Below are 20,595 nucleotides of genomic sequence, written 5' to 3'. Positions count from 1 at the left end.
AAGGATTCTTGACAGGTGTCAGGGTTTGATTTTGCAGAGCTGGCTGAGCAGGTTATCCAGCTGCTCCATGTTTTCGCGTGAGAACTGCTCGGTGATTTCCTGGTAACGGGCTTCCAGTGTCGGACTGATGGCGTCGAACATGGTCTTGGCCTTCTCGGTCAGACTGATCAGTACACGACGCTGATCTTCCGGTGAGCGGCGGCGCTGAATGTAGTCCTGCTGTTCCAGACGGCTGATGATGCCGGTCAGGCTGGGGCTGAGGATGCAGCATATATCGGCCAATTGCTTGGACTCCAGCTCGCCGTATTCATCCAGTGCGCGAATCACGCGCCACTGCTGCTCGGTCAGAGGGATTTCCTGCAATATCGGGCGAAAGAAGCCCATGGTGACTTCGCGGGCCTTAAGCAGTTTGAGCGGAATGGAGTCTTCGTATTTACGCATGAGTGACAAGTTACCAGTCAGTCCGGCCGGAATTGGAGGCATCAGTGCATCCCCATTAGCTGCATCATGTAGATCAGTACCGAGGCTGCGACCAGCATCAGCAGCGAATAGGCCAGGTTGTTTCTTAGAATTGTACGGCCGGAACAGTTGAACCGTGCCTGCAGGATGAAGTTTACACCACTGAACAGGCTTCCGGACATCGACACCGATGTCGCAGTGATATAGGCAATGGCCATCAGCGTCGGGGCGGTGGTGACATCGGCCAGCAGGCCCGCATAGATGGCGACCAGCGCAAACTGGTGAATACCGATACTGGCGAGCACGACGATGCTCCACATGACGAAGATGGCGACAGTCGCGTCAGTATGGGTGAAGGGCAGGCTGAACAGGCCTGCGGTGATGCAGGCCTTGACCCCGGCGGCGAGAAAACCGGCACTGAGAAACAGGGTGATTTCGGCGCGGGTGTCCGCCAGCCGTTGCAGAATATGAGCGGCAAATGCGCTGCCGGCATGGATCGGGCCACGCTGCGCCGTCAACAGTAACAGCGGGGTCAGCAATGCCAACAAGGCAACTACACCGACGGTAGGCAGGCGTGGCCACAGACCGCTGACCAGCAGAATGGCGGCGATCAGGCACAGTGGCATGATCAGTGTGCTCGCCGTCATCGGATACCCTTGATAGTGGCCGAGGTCACGGTTGTGGCGGTAGCGCGCTTCCAGCAGGGTGTAGCTCAGGCCGAGCAGGGCGAGCCCCAGAGTGAAGGGGTAGATGGCATGGAGTTCGGTGCCCGGCACCTGCTCCAGTACCAGTGGCAGAATGCTGAGAAAAGGCGACCAGAGTACGGCCAGACTGAAACCACGGGCCAGAATGATCTGTGACAGTGAGGTCAGGCTGTCCTTGCGCTTGAGTTGATCGCCGACCAGCAGCATGGATGAAAAGTTGGCGACCGATGACAGCAGATGCATGCCGCCAAGGGTGGTGACGAAGCTGCGAGCCCCTGGCTGGCTGTCGACCGGATCCAGTCGTGTGCTCAAACGGATAAAGTTGACGGCCGCCAGCAACATGGCGAGCTTCAGGTGTTCACCGAGAATGGCCAGGGGCCGGATGTCGGCACCGCTGTGCCAGGCCCAGGCAATGAAACCAATACCGGCACCCATCAGCAGATAGATCGGCCGCCGCTGCTTGGCATTCAAGCGGGAAAACTCCAGCACGACGAAAGCCCAGGCACTAATCGTGGCCGCATCGGCGAGATCGGCCAGAGCAAAGGTGTCCAGCAGAGCGAGTAACAGGGTGAGGAAAATAAGCCCGCCCGAAAGGGCATCGCGATAGGTGGTCTGGGTGAGTGTGGCAGCGGTTACAGAGGTCATGCCGCCATTTTATTAATATGTTAAGTAGTAGTCCAGTTATCGCGCTTGTGCTGTTGACGGAAATGCTGTGCCGTCATGCCGGTGTGGCGTTTGAAAAAGCGGGAGAAGTAGGCGGGGTCACTGAAACCGAGCTGATAGCAGATATCGCTGCTGGACAGGTCGGTAAACACCAACAGGCGTTTGGTTTCCTGAATGATGCGGTCGTGGATCAGTTTTTTCGGCGAACGGTTGGAAACGCGTTGGCAGGTTTGATGCAGTCGGCTTTCGGAAATTCCCAATGATTGGGTGTACACGGGCAGGTGCAGGTGTTCGCGGAAATGCTCTTCGATCAGATCAGAGAAGTGGCGGAACAGGCGCAGGTCATCATTGTTGACGGTGGTGCTTTCAGCCTGCTTCGGTGACAACCGGCTAATCTGGATCAGCAGCAGGCGTACCAGGGTGTGCAGGGTCAGGCGCTTGGCCGGACGTTCGCGGTACCACTCCAGTTTCAGGTTACGAAAGGTCTGGGTAATCAGCGGCCATTGCAGGCGCTGTTCTTCATCCAGTTCGTCACGGACGATACAGATGCCCCGGTTCAAATCGGTATCCATCTCTTGCTGCAGGCCGTCCTTGAGCAGTTGCCAGGCGATCGACTGGTGAATCGTCAATACATGGCCACAGGCTTCAGGCTCGGTCAGGAATGAGTGCGGTACCGAAGGTGGTGTAAGAATGAGGCTGGGGCCTTGGGCGCGGTAGACCTTGTCATCGATGTGGAAGCTGATGTTGCCCCGGTCGATGTAATGGATCTGCAGATACTGCGCGTGGCGGTGTACCGGCATGTCGCGGCCATAGAAAGCGGCCAGATTTTCCAGTACGTCATAGTGGATCGGGGCGTCGAGATAGCGCCGATCGTAATCCTGTCCCAGGATGATGTTGGGAATCCATTCGTTGTGCCGAGTATCGCTCATGGCGGGACTATAGCAGATGCAGGGCCGAACGATGCGCGGGGCACATCGTTCGGCGGTCTCTGCTACGGCTCTTCAGCCGTCAACTCAGCCTTTGCCGAGCTGCGGTACTTTGTGGGTACCGTGAGCGATGCAGACGTTCTTGGTTTCCATGTAGAAGTCGAAGCTCCAGTCACCACCGTCACGGCCGATACCGGACATCTTGATGCCACCGAACGGCGACGGCAGGTTACGGTTGTTTTCGGAGTTCACCCACAGCATGCCGGCTTCGACGTGCTTGGCCATGCGCATGGCGCGGCCGGTGTTCTCGGTCCAGATGTAGCCGGACAGACCGTACTGGGTATCGTTGGCGATGGCGATCGCTTCTTCTTCGGTGTCGAAGGTGATAGCGGTCAGTACCGGGCCAAAGATCTCTTCCTGCGCGATGCGCATCTTGTTGTTGGCACCGGTGAACAGGGTCGGCGTCAGATAGTTGCCGGCCGGGTTCAGGTGGTCGCCACCCTCAGTGATGCGCTGGCCGCCAACGGCGGTGGTGGCACCGTCTTCCTTGGCGATGTCGAAGTAGCTCAGTACCTTGTTGAAGTGCTCAACATGTACCAGCGGACCGACTTCGCTGTTCGGGTCCAGAGAGTGACCGACTTTCAGATTTCGCACACGCTGTTCCAGTGCGGCGATGAACTTGTCACGAATGCCGCTCTGGATCAGCAGACGGCTGGACGAGGTGCAACGCTGACCGTTCAGGCTGTAGATCATGAACACAACGGCATCGAGTGAACGCTCGAAGTCGGCATCGTCAAACACGATAACCGGGTTCTTGCCGCCCAGTTCGAAGTGCATGCGCTTCAGGGTGTCGGCACCCTGACGCATGATGTGGGAACCGGTGGCGGTTTCGCCCACCAGGGCCACGGCCTTGATCGCCGGGTGTTCGGTCAGGCGTTTGCCGGCGTCTTCGCCGAAACCGTTAACCATGTTCCACACGCCCTTGGGCAGAACTTCATCAGCGATTTCAGCCAGGATGTAGGCGCTCAGCGGCGTCAGTTCCGCCGGCTTGTGGACCACGGTGCAGCCTGCCGCCAGCGCCGGAGCGATTTTCCAGGTAGACAGCATGAACGGCGTGTTCCACGGCGTGATGATGCCGACCGGGCCGATCGCCTTGCGGATGGTGTAGTTGACGTGCTCGTCCTGATGCAGGGCCAGACCGTTCTGCGCTTCCGGCGCCTTGTCGGCGAAGAAGCGGAAGTTGGCCGCGCCACGCAGGGCCGCCTGCTTCATGAAGCGGATCGCCTGACCGCAGTCCATGGACTCGACCAGGGCGATTTCGTCAGCGCGCTCGACCAGACGGTCAGCGAACTTGTGCAGCATCTTCTTGCGCTCGGCACCCGGGGTGTTGGCCCAGGCTTCGAATGCGTTTTCAGCGGCTTCACAGGCAGCGTCCATGTCGGCCACGGAGCCGGCCATCACTTTACCGATGGAGCTGTTGTCAGTCGGGGTCAGGTTGTCGTATTCACGACCGCCGTTACCCAGAGTGAATTCACCGTTGATGTAATGACCGGTGGTGTTGTTCTTGAAGCGCTCCAGGTACTGCTGTGCGCGTTCCAGGTTGGTTGCCAGTGTATCGCTCATGATTATCTCCTGAAGCTCTTAGTATTTGTCGCCGTAGTATTCCTGCTCGCTGACCATGCGGGTCTCGAGCGAGCAGACATCTTCGATAGAGCAAACGATGGTGTCGCCTGGCTGGCAGTCAACGATGCCGTGTGGCGTGCCGGTGCAGATCATGTCGCCCGGGTTCAGGGTCATGATCTTGCTGAGGTATTCGATCACGAACGGTACGTCAAAGATCATGTCCTTGGTGCTGCCGTCCTGAGTCACCTTGCCGTTAACGGTAGTGGTCAGTTTCAGCGCGTTGGCATTCGGGATATCAGCGGTATCCACGATCCAGGGGCCCATCGGTAGCAACGAGTCGCGGCTTTTTACCCGCAGGTTGGGGCGGTAGTAGTTTTCCAGATAGTCGCGGATGGCGAAGTCGTTACAGACGGTATAGCCGGCCACGTAATCCAGCGCATCTTCACGCTTGATGTTCTTGCCGGTCTTGCCGATCACGGCGACCAGTTCGCACTCATAGTGCTGGTAGTCGATGTTATCCGGACGGTAGCTGACCTGCTTGTGGCCGGTCAGGGTGTTGGCGTGCTTGATGAACACCAGCGGCTCTTTCGGCGGCTCAAACGCCAGCTCGGTGGCGTGATCGGCATAGTTGATGCCCAGCGCGAAAATCGTACCCGGCGCTTTCACCGGCGGCAGCCAGGTGATCTGGTCAGAGTCCAGCGCCACGTCCAGTGCTTCACCGGCAGAGGTGGTGATGCGGTCGTTGGCGTCGATGGTGATGTCCAGTTCGCGGCCATCCAAGATAATGCGTGCGTGTCTCATGGCTCAGGCACCTCCCAGCGTGTTGTTCAGGGTGCCGACACCCTCGATGCTTGCTTCAACCTTGTCGCCCTTGTTAACCGCAACGCGGTCACCGGCGAAACCGACAGCGATGATTTCGCCCGGCTGCAGGGTCATGATGCGCGAGATGATGCTGATCAACTCGGCAACGCTACGTTCCATGTTGGCCAGCTCAAACACGCTTTTCTGTTCGCCGTTGACGCTGATGGTCACGGTCAGGGCTTCGGGCGTCGCAACCTTGTCAGCTGCCACGATTTCCGGGCCGACCGGTGCAGACGTGTCCAGGCACTTGCCCTTGATGTCCGGGCGGTAGTAGCTCTGCTCCGGCAGGGAGTAGTCGGCCACGATGGTGTAACCGCCGACGTAGTCCAGTGCCTCTTCGGCAGAGACGCGGCAGGTTTCCTTGCCGATCACTACGCCCAGGCTTGCGCCCACGGCCATTTCAGCAACGTCGTTGCCGTCAAAATCTTTTGCCCACTCAACAACGGCACCCTCGGTGCTCCAGGTGTTGCGCGGCTTGTAGTACAGCACCGGCTGGGTCGGCGGCTTCTTGTAAGGGGCTTCGTTGAACGTCCCCTCCAGGGCAGCCAGCTGTGCCTTGTCGTTCAGCGCGACGCAGACCAGCTTGCTGTTAACCAGAGTCTTTGCAGTCATTGTTAACCTTCTCGTGTTGATGGCAGGCGATCAGTAGCCGGCCTGAGGTTTTTCGTCTTCAACCGGAGCGCCCTGTTTGAAGCGCTGCGCCAGCTTGCGGGTTTCGTTGGCCAGAATCATGGTGTCGACACCGACACCAACGAAATTGGCACCCTGCTGGACATAGGTTTCCGCCAGTGACGGGTCCAGGCAGAGCAGACCGGCATACTTGCCGGCATCGCGAATCTTGTTCAGTCCGGTGTTGATGGTTTCGACCACTGCCGGATTGCCGGCATCGCCGATATAGCCCATGGAGGCGGACAGGTCGGACGGGCCGATGAAAACGCCGTCGACGCCGTCCACTTCCAGAATGGCGTCCAGATTTTGCATCGCGCTGGCGGTTTCGACCTGCACAATCAGGCAGATTTCGTCGTTGGCTTTGGTCAGATAACCCGGTACTTGATTCCAGCGCGCGGCACGCGCCAGAGAAGTGCCCAGACCACGAATGCCCTGCGGCGGATAACGTACGGCCTGTACCAGTTGAGCGGCCTGTTCGGCCGTTTCGACCATGGGTACCAGCAGAGTCTGTACGCCGATATCCAGCAGCTGCTTGAGCAGGGCGGTGTTGCCTTCAACACACCGCACGATAGGCGCGGTGTCGTAAGGGGCGATCGCCTGCAGGTGTGCCATGATGGTGCGCAGGTCAAACGGGGCGTGTTCACCGTCGATCAGCAGCCAGTCGAAACCGGCAACAGCGGCGATTTCCGCAGCACTGTTGTCCGGCAGGCCGAGCCAGAGACCGTACTGGGTATCACCCGTGGCCAGTCCCTGTTTGAAGCGATTCTTGGGCAGTTCCATGCTCGTCTCCTGTTCGATCGGGGCTTATTCGAAGTTCAGGGTTACGCCGCCCAGAGAGCCGAAATCGGCATGGACGGTATCACCGGCCTTGACCGGAACCGGGCGAGTGAAAGAACCGGACAGAATCACCTGGCCCGGCTCAAGGCCGATGCCGTGCGGGGCGAAACGCTTGCACACCCAAGTGATGCCTTTCAGCGGGTTGCCCAATACGCCGCCCGCCAGGCCGGTTTCTTCGATCTGGCCGTTCAGGTACAGCATGCAACCAGCCCAGCGCAGGTCGATATCCATCGGTTTGATCGGACGACCGCCCATGACGATGCCAGCGTTGGCGGCATTATCGGAGATGGTGTCGTACACCTTGCGGGTGTAACCGGTTTCCGGATCGGTACGCAGGCAGCGTGCGGCGATCAGTTCCAGTGACGGAATCACGTAGTCGGTGGCGTCGATCACGTCGAAGATGGTGACGTTTTCACCGAACAGCGGCTTTTTCAGTACGAAGGCCAGTTCCACTTCAATACGCGGATCCAGGAAGTCAGATGCTTTGAGGGTCGCACCGTCTTCGAACAGCATGTCGTCGAGCAGCACGCCGTAGTCGGGCTGGTCGATGTTGGACGACATCTGCATGGCACGAGAAGTCAGACCGATCTTGTAGCCGATCACCTTGCGGCCATCTTCGATCTTGCGGTCAACCCAGGCTTTCTGCACGGCGTAGGCATCGGCCATGTCCATTTCAGGATGCTCAAGGGTCAGCGCAGGGATCTGCTTACGGTTCACTTCTGCTTCGTACAGGCGATCGGCGGCGGCCTTGATCTGCTCTTTGTTCAACATGCTCGACAGCACCTTTAATTGTCCGTTGCGATTCACTGACTGTGCGGAACGTTATGCTCGCCCGTGTCGAATGCCGACCGGCGAGGGCACAGATCATCTGAAATTCATTTTAGTTAACATCTTAACTAAGTCAATACCTCGATATCCCAACTACAGTTATAGCCTGTTTGAGTGAATTGATCCGTTTTGATGTGTGGATCAGAAAAGTGTTGCGACGGCTATCGTATTGACAACAGTTAACATGTTAATTAGATTCCGTGTGTTTACTCTTTGGCCATCATCGCAGGATTGATTCTGGACAGAGACTCAAATCAACCACTGAGGGGAGTACTGAGATGCCTCATTTTATTGTCGAATACTCGGGCAACCTGCATGACCGTCTGGATTTTCAGGCGCTATTCAAGGACTTGCACGAGTACGTGGTATCAACGGGTGCTTTTCCGCTCGGTGGTGTGCGCAGCCGTGCGATCCGTTGTGATGACTTCCGGGTAGCGGATGGACGTGAAGATTTCGCGTTGCTGAACCTGACGCTGAAGATCGGACATGGTCGTGATATGGCGCTGAAACAGGCCGTGGCTGAGCAGGTATTCAAAATTCTGTGTGACTGGATGCAGCCGATCACGGATGAAAGTTATGTGCAGATTTCCTTCGAAATGACGGAGCTGGACCCGGTGCTGAAGTTCAACAAGAACAACATCCACCCCTTGTTCGCGGGCAAATAGGCCGCAGACAAGTCGCTCGCAGGCGAGTAGTCACTCCGGCATGCCGGAAGAAGAAGAGGCATCGTTATTCTGACCCCAAACGGGCGATGTCCATAATTAAGCCGAGCATAACGGCATAACATAACTACCGTAGCAACAGACGTAGATGATCGGGAGACACACCGTGAAGACATTTTTCAAATCCGTGGCCAGTGCCGCTGCACTGACCGTTGGCCTGACGGCATCGGCAGCCGTATCCGCTGAAACCACGTTGATCGTGGGTACCTGGCAGCCGCCGGGCAACCCGATGAACTCGGTGGTATGGCCGACCTGGGCTGAATGGGTTGAAGAAGCGACTGAAGGTCGCGTTAAAGTGAAAATCGAACAGGATGTCGGTCACCCGAAAACCTACTTCCAGCTGGTAGAAGATGGCGTGATCAACGCTGGCTGGAGCTACCACGGCTACGGTCCGGGTCGTTTCAAACTGCCGGTGGCGGTTGAGCTGCCAGGCTTGAACGTCAGTGCCGAAGCTGCGTCCGTAGCATTGTGGAAAACGCAGGAAAAATACTTTGCCGAAGCTGGCGAGTATGAAGGCCTGACCCTGCTGGCGACCCTGACTCACGGTCCGGGCCAGCTGCACAGCATCGAGCCGATCAACGATCTGTCTGATCTGCAGGGCAAGAAGATCCGCATCGGTGGCGGCGTGCAGACTGAACTGGGCGAACGCATGGGCATCACGCCGGTGGCTGCACCGGGTTCGAAGGTTTATGAAATGATGCAGCAGGGCGTGATCGATGGCGTGTTCATGCCGGTGACCGAGCAGAAGTCGCTGCGTCTGCATGAAGTGGCACCGAACCTGACCCTGTTCCCGGGCGGAATGTATCTGGGCAGCTTCTCCATGTTCATCGATCCGTACTTCATGGAAGATCTGGACCCGAAAGACCGCGAAGCGATCATGAGCGTGTCGGGTGAAAAATTGTCTGCGCTGGCGGGCCGTGCCTGGGACCAGGCGGATGTCGAGGGTCTGGAAGCGGCCAAGGCTGCGGGTGTAACCATCAAGGAATTGGGTCCGAACGATCCGATGACGCTGGAGTTCCGTGAGCTGATCAAGGGTATGGATGACGCCTGGGTTGAAAGTGTTTCCGACCGTGATGTCGATGCCCGTGCCGCTCTGGAAGAGCTGCGCACCATCGCACGCGAGTACGAAGCGCAGATTCAGGAGTAATCCATGTCATTCAGTGCCTGGTTTAAAGCGCACTATGACGAGAAGGGGCCGGCCCGTTGGCTGGCCTTCTTGCTCGAAGTGGTGTCGGCAAGCGTTCTGTTTATCCTGATGGCGTTGACCTGTGTCGATGTTCTGGGGCGTTACCTGTTCAATAGCCCGCTGCACGGCGGCACCGAGCTGACCGAGATCGGCCTGGCGGTGATGGTGTTTGCGGCGATGCCGGTAATCACCTGGCGTGGTGGTCACATTGTGGTTGACCTGCTGGACCGCTTCCTTGGCTCCAAAATCGTTAAGGCGTTGTCGTTGCTGGCGGCGCTGGTGATGTCGTCGTCACTGTATTTTCTGGCGTGGCGCATTTTCGAGTTGGGTGAACGTTCGATTCGTCGTGGCGTAGTGACCGAGTTTCTGGGCATGCCCAGCGGCTATGTGGTGCAGTACATCGCAATCATGAGCTGGGCGACGGCACTGGGCATGATCACCTATGGCGTCTACCGCATCCTGTTCCAGGATAAAGCGTAACTTCAATCGGATTCAGGTAAATTGTTATGTCAGTTGTACTGATCGGCTTTGCCGTTCTCCTGTTCCTGATCATTGTGGTGCGGATGCCGATCGCATTCGCCATGGGTCTGGTCGGTTTTTTCGGCTTTGCCTTCCTTAGCGGTCTTGAGCTGACCAATATGGACGGGTTCCGCTGGACCGGTCCCCTGTCGATGGCGTCCAACCGTGTCATCGATACCGTGCAGGAATACAGCCTGTCGGTGATTCCGTTGTTCATTTTGATGGGCAACCTGGTGACCCGCTCGGGTCTGTCGCATGAACTCTACCGTGTGTCCCACGCGTTTCTGGGGCATCGCAAAGGTGGCCTGTCGATGGCGACGGTTGTTGCCTGTGGCGGTTTCTCTGCCATCTGTGGTTCCAGCCTGGCGACTTCAGCGACCATGTCCAAAGTGGCAATGCCGCCGATGCGCAAATACGGCTATGCCGATTCACTGGCAACCGCATCCATCGCGGCCGGTGGCACCCTGGGTATCCTGATTCCGCCCAGCGTGATTCTGGTGATCTATGGTCTGCTGACCGAATCATCCATCCGTGAGCTGTTCGCAGCCGGTTTCATTCCGGGCATCCTGGGTATCCTGATGTATCTGGGCGCGGTGCGTTACGTGGTTTGGCGTGACCCGAGTGCCGGGCCTGCCGGTGAGCGTACGCCGTGGAAAGAGCGCATGATCGCGATGAAAGGTGTCTGGGGCGTCTTGCTGCTGTTCACCATTGTCATGGGCGGTATCTACATGGGTATCTTCACGCCGACGGAAGCGGCGGGTATCGGTGCCGGTGGTGCATTCCTGATTACCTTGTTCCGTGGTCGCATGAACCTGCAGAATCTGTTCGAGACGCTGACCGATACGGCGCGTACTTCGGCGATGCTGTTCACCGTGGTGATCGGGGCGCTGATTTTCTCCGACTTCATCAACCGTGCCGGCCTGCCGGACATGCTGCTGGAGTTCGTCACCGGGCTGGATGTTGCACCGATCGTGGTGATTCTGGCGATCCTGGGCATCTATATCGTCCTCGGCATGGTATTTGAAAGCCTGTCGATGATGCTGCTGACCGTACCGGTGTTCTACCCGCTGGTGGCGAGCATGGGCTTCGATCTGGTGTGGTTCGGCATTGTGGTGGTTGTGGTGACCGAGATCAGTTTGATCACGCCGCCGGTGGGTATGAATGTCTTTGTACTCAGTGCAGTATTGAGGGATGTGAAAACAGGCACTATCTTCAAGGGTGTGACCCCGTTCTGGTGTGCCGATATTGTGCGCCTCGCAATGATTGTGTTCTTCGCTCAGATTGCGCTGTTCCTGCCGGAGTTGCTGTACCGCTAAGCGGTACAGCTCTTTGTGTAACAGCTTTTAGAAGACTGGATCAGAAAAAGGAACAGAGACCAAATATTCGGATTGGTATACATTAGTAGGGTTATGGCCAATCCGCGACTTGCTTGACGCAAAAAAGTGATACATTATTCACAGACAAGTTCGTCTTTGAGTATCGCTATACCAATAATTATATGAACGCAGGAGCAACACGATGATTAAAACAATAAAGTTTGCCACCAAAGCCGCTGTTCTGGCTGCGGGTCTTTCTGCTTCCACCTCCGCACTGTCTGCCGAGACGCTTATTGTGGGTACCTGGTTGCCGCCGACAGCCGCTCAGAACGCAGTGGTTTGGCCGACATGGGCCAAGTGGGTAGAAGAGGCCACGGAAGGTCGCGTTAAAGTCAAGATCGAGTACGATGTTGGTCACCCGAAAACTTATTTCCAGTTGGTTGAAGATGGCGTTATCGATGCCGGTTTCAGCTATCACGGTTACGTACCGGGCCGCTTCAAGCTGCCACTGGCAGTTGAACAGCCGGGTCTGGGTGTAGGCGCAGAAGCGGCATCCGTTGCCCTGTGGCGTGTACAGCAGAAACATTTCGCCAAGGCGAATGAGTTTGTTGGTCTGGAACTGCTGGGCATGTTTACTCATGGCCCGGGTCAGTTGATGACCACTAAGCCGATCAGCACCATTGCTGAAATGGAAGGCAAGAAGATCCGTATCGGTGGTGGCGTACAGGCCGAGATCGGTGCTCGCACCAACATTGCACCGGTTGCCGCTCCGGCGACCAAGGTTTACGAAATGATGCAGCAGGGCGTTATCGATGGTGCATTGCTGCCGCTGGGCGAGCAGAAAGCACAGCGTCTGGCTGAAGTAACCGATACCCTGAACCTGATTCCGGGTGGCATGTATCTGGGCAGTTTCTCCATGTTCATTAACCCTGACTTCCTGGAAGATCTGGACGCGAAAGATCGTGAAGCGATCATGAGCGTATCCGGTGAAAAGCTGTCTGCTCTGGCGGGTAAGGCTTGGCAGAAAGCGGATGAAGATGGTCTGGCATTTGCCCGTGAAAGTGGCGTTAACATCATCGAGCAGGGTGTTGATTCCAAGTTCAATCAGGATTTCCTGAAACTGGCAGAAGGCATGGATGAAGCCTGGATCGAAAGTGTTTCCGACCGTGATGTCGATGCCCGTGCCGCTCTGGAAGAGCTGCGCACCATCGCGCGCGAGTACGAAGCGCAAGCTCAGGAGTAAACATGTCATTCAGTGCCTGGTTCAAAGCGCACTATGACGAGAAGGGGCCAGCCAAATGGCTGGCCTTTTTTCTCGAACTGGTGTCCGCAAGTGTTCTCTTTTTCCTGATGGCACTGACCTGTGTCGATGTCACGGGTCGCTATCTGTTCAATAGCCCGCTGCATGGCGGTACCGAGCTGACCGAGATCGGCCTGGCGGTGATGGTGTTTGCGGCGATGCCGGTGATCACCTGGCGTGGTGGCCACATTGTGGTTGACCTGTTGGACCGTTTTCTGGGGTCCAAAATCGTCAAGGCACTGTCGTTGTTTGCTGCCCTGGTGATGTCTTCATCGTTGTACTTCCTGGCATGGCGTATCTTCGAACTGGGTGAGCGCTCCATCCGTCGCGGTGTGGTGACCGAGTTTCTGGGTATGCCCAGCGGCTATGTGGTGCAGTACATCGCAATCATGAGTTGGGCTACGGCCCTGGGCATGATCACCTACGGCATTTATCGCATCCTGTTCCAGGATAAACACTAACTCGCCGGATACAGGTAGCTCGCTATGTCAGTTGTACTGATCGGTTTTGCCGTTCTTCTTATTTTGATCATCGTGGTGCGAATGCCGATCGCATTTGCCATGGGGATCGTGGGTTTCTTCGGCTTTGCCTTCCTGCAGGGTCTTGAACTGGGCAATATTGCCGACTTCCGTTGGACTGGCCCGCTGTCGATGGCGTCCAACCGTGTGATCGATACCGTGCAGGAATACAGCCTGTCGGTGATCCCGTTGTTTATTTTGATGGGCAACCTGGTGACCCGTTCCGGGTTGTCGCACGAACTCTATTCTGTCTCCAATGCATTTTTGGGACACCGCAAGGGCGGCCTGTCGATGGCGACGGTTGTTGCCTGTGGCGGCTTCTCTGCCATCTGTGGTTCCAGCCTGGCGACTTCAGCGACCATGTCCAAGGTGGCAATGCCGCCGATGCGCAAATACGGCTATGCCGATTCACTGGCAACCGCATCCATCGCGGCCGGTGGCACCCTGGGTATCCTGATTCCGCCCAGCGTGATTCTGGTGATCTATGGCCTGCTGACCGAATCATCGATCCGTGAACTGTTTGCGGCCGGTTTCATTCCGGGCATCCTGGGTATCCTGATGTATCTGGGCGCGGTGCGTTACGTGGTTTGGCGTGACCCCAGTGCCGGACCTGCCGGTGAAAAGACTGAATGGCCGGAGCGTTTGCAGGCACTGAAGGGTGTCTGGGGTGTACTGGTGCTGTTCACTATCGTCATGGGCGGTATCTACATGGGTATCTTCACGCCGACGGAAGCGGCGGGTATCGGTGCCGGTGGTGCGTTCCTGATTACTCTGTTCCGTGGCCGCATGAACCTGCAGAACCTGTTCGAGACGCTGACCGATACGGCGCGTACGTCGGCGATGCTGTTCACCGTGGTGATCGGGGCGCTGATCTTCTCCGACTTCATCAACCGTGCCGGCCTGCCGGACATGCTGCTGGAATTCGTGACCGCGCTGGATGTTGCACCGATCGTGGTGATCCTGGCGATTCTGGGCATCTATATCGTCCTCGGCATGGTATTTGAAAGCCTGTCGATGATGCTGTTGACCGTACCGGTATTTTACCCGCTGGTGGCAAGCATGGGCTTCGACCTGGTGTGGTTCGGGATAGTTGTGGTTGTCGTGACCGAGATCAGTTTGATTACGCCGCCGGTGGGTATGAATGTCTTCGTGCTCAGTGCAGTATTGAGGGATGTTAAAACGGGCACTATCTTTAAAGGTGTAACCCCGTTTTGGTGTGCCGATATTGTGCGTCTGGCGTTGATTGTGTTCTTCGCACAGATAGCGCTGTTTTTGCCGGAGTTGCTGTACCGCTAAGCGGTACGGCTTTACCTGTCCCGAGAGGATAGAGGATAAAAATATGTTTCATGATGTTAAAAAGATTCTGTACGTCTCTGATCTCGAAAAAGGGTCACGCCCGGCATTCCGTGCAGCGGTCAGCTTGTGTGGTCACTACGCCGAGTCTCAGATCACCTACTTGCATATCATTGAGTCTTTGTCCGGCACGACCCGCAGTGTGCTGAGCAACATGATGGAAAAGGAAGAAATCGACGAGATGCTGCATAAAGGGGTTGAAGCCCTGAGCATCAAAATCCGTGAGCGAATTGAACGCTTCTGCGCAGAGGAGCTGGAAGAGCACGAAGTGCTGAGCGTGAAGAACATTGACGCCCGTGTCGAAGAAGGAACGCCTTGGCGCAAGATTCTTGAAGTGGCCGATGAGATCAATGCTGACGTCATCGTCATGGGTACGCGCAAGCACAGTGCCTTCGAGCAGGCACTGATGGGTTCGACCGCCACCAAGACGCTGACCCACTCCAAGCGTCCGGTATTGATCGTACCGCTGGGCGCGTCCTGATCTAGTCCCCCAGTACCCGACGGCAGTTGCCGTCGGGTCATCTTTCTCGGCAATGGACGTGCTGTACCCGAGTGTTAACCGAGTCTGTCCATGGTCAAATCAATCGAATCCCTTGCCCGTGGCCTGCACGTCGTGGAAGCCATCCGTCTGCATGCCCCAGCATCCCTTGCCTTATTACATCAGCATACCGGCTTCAGCAAAGCGACCTTGCTACGCATCCTGAAAACTCTGCAAGAAGCCGGCTGGGTGTACCGTGCTCTGGGTGATTCCCGTTACCGGCTGTCGTTTACTGCGAGCCGTAAGATGCCGGAAAACGATCCGGGCGAGCAGCTGGCCGAACTGGCGGCACCGATTATTCAGGAGCTGCAAAGCCGGCTGCGCTGGCCGGTGGATATCGCTATGCGCGATGAGCTGGCGATGAAAATTGTGGAAACCACACGATTGCACTCGGTGTTCATTCTCAACCGTCAGGTGATGGGCTATCGGCCGCCGTTTCTGTTCTCGGGTAATGGTCGTGCCTATCTGGCGTTTTGCCCAGAGGAGGAGCGCCGGAGCATTATTGCGGGGCTCAAGGCCGGCAAGGGTAAGGAAGGGCGCTTGGCCTGCGATTCAGTCTGGCTGCAGCAGCTGCTGGACGTTACCAGGCATCAAGGCTACGGGGTACGTGAGTCGTCCTATTTTGGTGTCGGCACCACCGAAGGCGAGCAGGTAGAAGCCATAGCCGTCCCTGTCTTTCAGGGGGGATCGGTGCGGGCGACCCTAGCGCTGTCCTGGCCCCAGGGGGCAATCAGTCAGCCTGAACTGCATCAGCACTATTACCCCTTGTTGCGTGCTGCTGCCGATCGCTTGGCTGAGCAACTCCACCAGCAGGGCTGAAAGGTATCTTGTGTGTTTCATCAGGTGAAATGTCTTGTGTCTATCGGGTATTTCTCGATTAGTCTGACCGCAGACTAATAAGAGCCGTCGACATCACCGGCGTTTGCGCCGGGCGACAGAAACCTGATCAAAGGCAGTCACATGGCAACACAACCCAACATTCTTTTCATCATGGCCGATCAGTTGCGTGCTGATTACTTAGGCCGCAACGGCCACCCGACGATCAAGACACCGACCATTGATGCGCTGGCCGCCAAGGGTGTCAACTTCACGAAGGCTTATACTCAGGCGCCTGTATGTGGCCCTTCGCGTATGTCGTTTTACACCGGCCGCTATGCATTTTCCCACGGTGCCACCTATAACAACGTACCGCTGAAGCTGTCGGAAAAAACCATCGGGGATTACTTGCGCCCTCTGGGATATCGCGTGGGTTTGGTGGGCAAGACACACATGAAAAAGGATGTGGAAGGGATGCAGCGCCTCGGTGTTGATCCTGAATCCTCCCGTGGAGTGCTATTGAGCGAATGCGGTTTCGAGCCTTATGAACGTGATGACGGTCTGCACCCGGATCAAGCGGTGTCACCGGATCTGGCCTACAACAACTATTTGCGCGGGCTTGGCTATGACGGCCATAACCCTTGGCACGAGTGGGCCAACTCCGGCGAGGGCGAAAACGGCGAGGTGCTGTCCGGCTGGTACATGCGCAACTGCCATCTGCCGGCGCGCATTCCGGAAGCCCATTCCGAAACGGCCTACACCACCAACCGTGCCATGGAATTCATTCGTGAATCCGCCGATGCGCCCTGGTGTCTGCATCTTAGTTACATCAAGCCGCACTGGCCTTACATTGCTCCGGCGCCTTACCACGACATGTACGGTCCCGAGGATGTGCTGCCGGTCAACGCCAGCGAGCAGGAAAAAGCCAACCTGCACCCGGTGATCGAAGCCTTCATGGGTCACGACGAGTCGATGAACTTTTCCCGCGAGGAGGTGCGCCAGCGCGTCATTCCCGCCTACATGGGCCTGATTACCCAGCTGGACGACCATCTGGCGCGGCTGTTCGCCTTCCTCAAGGAGATCGGCCAGTACGACAACACCTTGGTGGTACTCACCGCCGATCACGGCGACTACCTGGGCGACCACTGGCTGGGCGAGAAGGAACTGTTCCATGAAGCCAGTGCCCGCATCCCGATGATCATTCACGACCCGCGCCCCCAAGCCGATACCACCCGTGGCCGTGAAGATGACCGCCTGATTGAGGCGATCGATTTGGTACCCACTTTCGTGGAGTTGGCGGGCGGCGATGTGCCGAATCACATTCTGGAAGGACGCTCACTGTTGCCGCTGCTGACCTCCGGTGAGGTCGCTCAGTGGCGCGAATTTGCTATCAGCGAGGCGGACTACGCCTGGCGCAAGGCGCGTTTCGCGCTGGACCTGGCGCCGGATCAGACCCGCGCCATCATGATTACCGACGGCCGCTGGAAATACGTGCATTACGAGCATTTTCGCCCGCAGCTGTTCGACTTGCAGCAGGATCCGCAGGAGCAGCAGGATCTGGGGCAGGATGAGGCTCATGCTGACCAATGCGAGCGCCTGGAACAGGCACTGTATGACTGGTATCGGCAGCGCAAGATGCGCACCACTGTCAGTAACGCAGCCGTGGCCAACATGACCGGGAAGGCCCACGCCCGCGGCTATCTGTTTGGCCTTTGGTAAGGCGCAGGCAGAACACACTAATAAGAAAGGCAACTGATTATGCTGACTAACTTAACAGCCTGGGCCAAAGCCCACCCGGCCAAGCTGCTCGGAGCGCCCCTGTTTCTGACCATGGTGCTGTCGATCTTCTACACTGCCGGCTGGGGGATTTTTGATGACACCATCCTCAGGGTAGGGACTTTCACCCTGTCTTGCGTGATTCTGCTGTACGCCAGCATGACCCGGCAGGGGCGCCACTGGTGGCAGCGTCTGGTCGATCTGGGGCTGCTTGCAGCAGCATTGGCTGCGGCCTACCGCTACTTCTGGGTCTACGAGGAGCTGGAAACCGGTCTCTACGAGTTGGAGGTGCCGGATATCCTCATGGCACTGGCCGGATTGGCGGTGCTAGGCGAGCTGATGCGGCGCATGATCGGCATGACCCTGCTGGTAGTCTGTGCGCTGGCATCCTGTTATGCCCTGTTCGGACGTGAACTGCCGGGTGGTCTGGCCCATGCGGGCATGGATCTGGCGCAGATGTTGACCACCGTCTGGTACAGTTTTGACGGTGTTTTCGGCAGCACCCTGGGGGTGGTGACTTCCACGATCCTGATTTTCATCCTCTTTGGCGCATTGCTTGATGCTTTGGGCGTTGGCGTGGTGTTGCTCAAGCTCTCCTTCCGCCTGACCCGTCATCTGCCCGGCGGGGATGCTCATGCGGCGGTGCTGGCCAGTGGGCTGTTTGGCACCATATCCGGCAGCTCCGTGGCTAACGTGGTTGGCACCGGTGTAATCACCATCCCGATGATCAAGAAGAGTGGCTTCTCCGGTCGCTTCGCTGGTGCGGTGGAGGCGGCGGCCTCCAGTGGTGGTCAGCTGATGCCGCCGATCATGGGCGCAGTGGCGTTCATCATGGCTGACGTGACAGGCATCAGTTATCTCAACATTACCTTGGCGGCTTTGATCCCGGCGATCTTCTACTATGCCAGCCTGTTTACCTTTATCTCCACCGAAGCCAAGCGCCTGGGGATGAAGGCTCAGGGCAAGGAAGCAGTGGAGCCGCTGACTCGACAGGAGAAACTCAAGGGTCTGGCCTTTGTAGTGCCGCTGGGCTTGATCATTGTGCTGATGGTACAGGGCAGTAGCCCGGCACAGGCAGGCTTCTGGGCATTGATCTCTGCGGGATTACTCGGAGTTGCGATCGACCCTGGCCTGCTGAAAAAGCCGGCACAGCTGTGGCAGATGGTGGTTAATGGTGCCAAATCAGCTTCCACCATAATGGTGGCTGTGGCTGCCGTGGGGATCATCATCGCAGTGATGAACGCGACCGGTCTGGGCCTGCGCTTCTCTGAAGCGATTCAGTTGGTGGCGGGTGATAACCTGTTCGTGTCGTTGCTGCTGATGGCCGGTGGCTGTCTGGTGCTGGGCATGGGGATGCCCACGGTACCGGCTTACCTGGTGATCATTCTGGTCATGGGCCCGGCGGTACAGTCGCTGGGTGTGGAACTGATCGCGGCACACCTGTTCGTGGTCTACTACGCGGTACTCTCGGCGGTGACCCCTCCGGTCGCATTGGCAGCCTTTGCGGCCGCGCCGATCGCTCAGGCCAACCCGCTGAGCGTCAGTGTGACCTCCCTGCGCCTGGCCGTCATCGGTTTCCTGATTCCCTTTGCCTTTGTTTACCAGCCCTCCATGCTGTTGATCAATGACAGTTTCAGTTGGGCAGGTTTGGCCATGGCGCTAGTGACCACCACTGCCGCGATTCTGTTGGTGGCCGGGTCTTTTTCTGCCCAAGGGATCAAGCGTGTGCTTTATCTGGTTGCTGGCTTTGCCGTGATCTCGCCGCTCTGGTGGCTGCAGCTGCTGGCGCTGGCTTTGCTGCCGGTGCTGCTGATTGAGCACGGCCGCCGTGGCCGTCTGCTCTGCAAGCAGTCATAACTTATTCAACGTACACAACTATAAGAATCCACCAAAGGAAGCTATCATGCTCAACATCAAATTGCGTTCACTCAAAACTCTGAGTACTTCCCTCTGTGCCGCTGTACTGCTCAGCGCCAGTGCCGCTCAGGTACAGGCGGCGGAAACCTTCCGTATGTCCACGCTGGGGCCAGGCAGCAGCCCCTACATGGTGATGACCCACTTTGCCAACACCGTCAATAAGGCGTTGCCGGAGTATTCCATCATCGTCAATGCTACCGGTGTCGCGCCTAAGCATGCGCTGGATACCTCCAAGGGGCGCGGTGAGTTCTTCATGATGTCGCCGTCGATTCACAGTTACATGAAGACCGGTGGTGGCATGTTCGGTAAGATCAAACAAGCCCCCGAGCTGGCGCAGAACTTGCGCGCCGTGTTCATGTTTCCCATGGGGCTCTACCAAGGCGTGACCTATGCTGATGACAACATTCATAGCCTGAAGGATCTCAAGGGCAAGCGTGTTTTTGCTGGCCCTCCGGGCGGGGTGTCACGTCGTACGGTGGAAACCATGATCCGTGCTGCTACCGGTTACGAGCCGGGCGAGGATTACACTTCGGTCAAGCTGGGCCATGAGTCCGCGTCCCAAGCGTTCCAGGATCACAACATTGATGTCTACTTCAATGCCACCGTGGCACCGAGTCCGGTGATCAGCCAAATTGCGCTGACTAACCAAGTACGCTTCATCGGTGTGGATATGGACACATTCAATGCCAATCCGGCGTTACAGAAACTGCTTAACACTCCGGGATATAGCGTGAAGACCCTTGAACCGGGCGTATATGGCGAAAACCAGGTCAATACCGATCCGGTCTACACCATTGGTATCAACGTCGGCATTGCCACCCACAAAGACCTGGACGAAGAGACTATCTACAATATGACCAAGGCTTACTGGGATGGTATTGAAGCGCAGAAGGCCAGCACGCCTTGGCTGCGTAACCTGAATCTGGATGGGGTGTTTGCTGACATGAACATGCCGATGCACCCCGGCGCAATGCGTTACTTCCAGGAAATTGGTCTGGATGTGCCTGAGGTAAAGTAAGCGACTGCGTGTTAAACAGGGGGCTTTGCCCCTTGTTTTGTTTCCG

Annotated in this window: 20 protein-coding genes; 12 read left to right on the top strand and 8 right to left on the bottom strand. The window is 57.1% G+C overall.

All coding sequences use genetic code 11. The features are described from left to right. Positions 1-18 precede the first annotated feature (18 nt). The 8 genes from hpaR to hpaH all read right to left on the bottom strand — a co-directional run bounded on the left by hpaR (position 19) and on the right by hpaH (position 7,513). Complete coding sequence (hpaR, locus tag CLV44_RS01665) at positions 19-483, bottom strand: homoprotocatechuate degradation operon regulator HpaR (RefSeq protein WP_245912563.1); 465 nt, start codon at positions 481-483, stop codon at positions 19-21. Next, positions 483-1,808: a hypothetical protein gene (locus CLV44_RS01660; protein WP_106590375.1), complete on the bottom strand. Its 1,326-nt coding sequence runs from the start codon at positions 1,806-1,808 to the stop codon at positions 483-485. Before CLV44_RS01660 ends, hpaR begins: the two co-directional genes overlap by 1 nt. A 20-nt stretch (positions 1,809-1,828) precedes the next feature. Beyond that, positions 1,829-2,755, bottom strand: a complete 927-nt coding sequence (gene hpaA / locus CLV44_RS01655) for a 4-hydroxyphenylacetate catabolism regulatory protein HpaA (RefSeq protein WP_106590374.1) — start codon at positions 2,753-2,755, stop codon at positions 1,829-1,831. An 84-nt stretch (positions 2,756-2,839) separates the two neighbouring features. After that, a complete protein-coding gene (gene hpaE / locus CLV44_RS01650; RefSeq protein WP_106590373.1) occupies positions 2,840-4,375 on the bottom strand; it encodes a 5-carboxymethyl-2-hydroxymuconate semialdehyde dehydrogenase in 1,536 nt (511 codons plus the stop codon). Between the two features lie 18 nt (positions 4,376-4,393). Continuing rightward, positions 4,394-5,176: a fumarylacetoacetate hydrolase family protein gene (locus CLV44_RS01645; RefSeq protein ID WP_106590372.1), complete on the bottom strand. Its 783-nt coding sequence runs from the start codon at positions 5,174-5,176 to the stop codon at positions 4,394-4,396. Positions 5,177-5,179: 3 nt separating this feature from the next. Beyond that, positions 5,180-5,848, bottom strand: a complete 669-nt coding sequence (locus CLV44_RS01640) for a fumarylacetoacetate hydrolase family protein (protein WP_106590371.1) — start codon at positions 5,846-5,848, stop codon at positions 5,180-5,182. A 30-nt stretch (positions 5,849-5,878) separates the two neighbouring features. Beyond that, positions 5,879-6,685, bottom strand: a complete 807-nt coding sequence (gene hpaI / locus CLV44_RS01635; protein ID WP_106590370.1) for a 4-hydroxy-2-oxoheptanedioate aldolase — start codon at positions 6,683-6,685, stop codon at positions 5,879-5,881. Positions 6,686-6,709: 24 nt separating this feature from the next. Beyond that, a complete protein-coding gene (gene hpaH, locus CLV44_RS01630; RefSeq protein WP_106590369.1) occupies positions 6,710-7,513 on the bottom strand; it encodes a 2-oxo-hept-4-ene-1,7-dioate hydratase in 804 nt (267 codons plus the stop codon). Positions 7,514-7,848: 335 nt separating this feature from the next. Between hpaH and CLV44_RS01625 the strand changes: the two genes are divergently transcribed. The 12 genes from CLV44_RS01625 (at position 7,849) to CLV44_RS01570 (ending at position 20,549) form a co-directional block, all read left to right on the top strand. Next, complete coding sequence (locus tag CLV44_RS01625; protein WP_106590368.1) at positions 7,849-8,235, top strand: 5-carboxymethyl-2-hydroxymuconate Delta-isomerase; 387 nt, start codon at positions 7,849-7,851, stop codon at positions 8,233-8,235. A 145-nt stretch (positions 8,236-8,380) separates the two neighbouring features. After that, a complete protein-coding gene (locus CLV44_RS01620; protein ID WP_106590367.1) occupies positions 8,381-9,439 on the top strand; it encodes a TRAP transporter substrate-binding protein in 1,059 nt (352 codons plus the stop codon). Between the two features lie 3 nt (positions 9,440-9,442). Further along, entirely contained in the window at positions 9,443-9,958 is a 516-nt protein-coding gene (locus tag CLV44_RS01615) for a TRAP transporter small permease (protein ID WP_106590366.1), read from the top strand. A 26-nt stretch (positions 9,959-9,984) separates the two neighbouring features. Continuing rightward, complete coding sequence (locus tag CLV44_RS01610; protein WP_106590365.1) at positions 9,985-11,313, top strand: TRAP transporter large permease; 1,329 nt, start codon at positions 9,985-9,987, stop codon at positions 11,311-11,313. 202 nt (positions 11,314-11,515) lie between these two features. Further along, entirely contained in the window at positions 11,516-12,556 is a 1,041-nt protein-coding gene (locus CLV44_RS01605) for a TRAP transporter substrate-binding protein (protein WP_106590364.1), read from the top strand. 2 nt (positions 12,557-12,558) lie between these two features. After that, positions 12,559-13,074: a TRAP transporter small permease gene (locus CLV44_RS01600; RefSeq protein WP_106590363.1), complete on the top strand. Its 516-nt coding sequence runs from the start codon at positions 12,559-12,561 to the stop codon at positions 13,072-13,074. 24 nt (positions 13,075-13,098) lie between these two features. Continuing rightward, positions 13,099-14,427, top strand: coding sequence for a TRAP transporter large permease (locus tag CLV44_RS01595; RefSeq protein ID WP_106590362.1), 1,329 nt, complete (start codon positions 13,099-13,101; stop codon positions 14,425-14,427). Between the two features lie 43 nt (positions 14,428-14,470). Beyond that, positions 14,471-14,965, top strand: coding sequence for a universal stress protein (locus CLV44_RS01590; RefSeq protein ID WP_106590361.1), 495 nt, complete (start codon positions 14,471-14,473; stop codon positions 14,963-14,965). Between the two features lie 90 nt (positions 14,966-15,055). Then, the gene (locus CLV44_RS01585) at positions 15,056-15,841 is read left to right on the top strand and encodes an IclR family transcriptional regulator domain-containing protein (protein WP_106590360.1); all 786 of its coding nucleotides are present in this window, start codon (positions 15,056-15,058) and stop codon (positions 15,839-15,841) included. A gap of 141 nt (positions 15,842-15,982) precedes the next feature. Then, on the top strand, positions 15,983-17,557 hold the full coding sequence (locus CLV44_RS01580; protein WP_106590359.1) for an alkaline phosphatase family protein: 1,575 nt from the start codon (positions 15,983-15,985) through the stop codon (positions 17,555-17,557). 39 nt (positions 17,558-17,596) lie between these two features. Continuing rightward, positions 17,597-19,471: a TRAP transporter permease gene (locus CLV44_RS01575; RefSeq protein ID WP_106590358.1), complete on the top strand. Its 1,875-nt coding sequence runs from the start codon at positions 17,597-17,599 to the stop codon at positions 19,469-19,471. Positions 19,472-19,517: 46 nt separating this feature from the next. Further along, positions 19,518-20,549 carry a TAXI family TRAP transporter solute-binding subunit gene (locus CLV44_RS01570; protein WP_106590357.1) on the top strand — a complete coding sequence of 344 codons (1,032 nt, stop codon included), beginning with the start codon at positions 19,518-19,520 and terminating at the stop codon, positions 20,547-20,549. Positions 20,550-20,595: the final 46 nt, after the last annotated feature.

Source organism: Marinobacterium halophilum, from assembly GCF_003014615.1.
GTDB classification, from domain to species: domain Bacteria; phylum Pseudomonadota; class Gammaproteobacteria; order Pseudomonadales; family Balneatricaceae; genus Marinobacterium; species Marinobacterium halophilum.
Note: the sequence above shows the minus strand (reverse complement) of the source record. Positions and strands in the feature narration are given on the sequence as shown.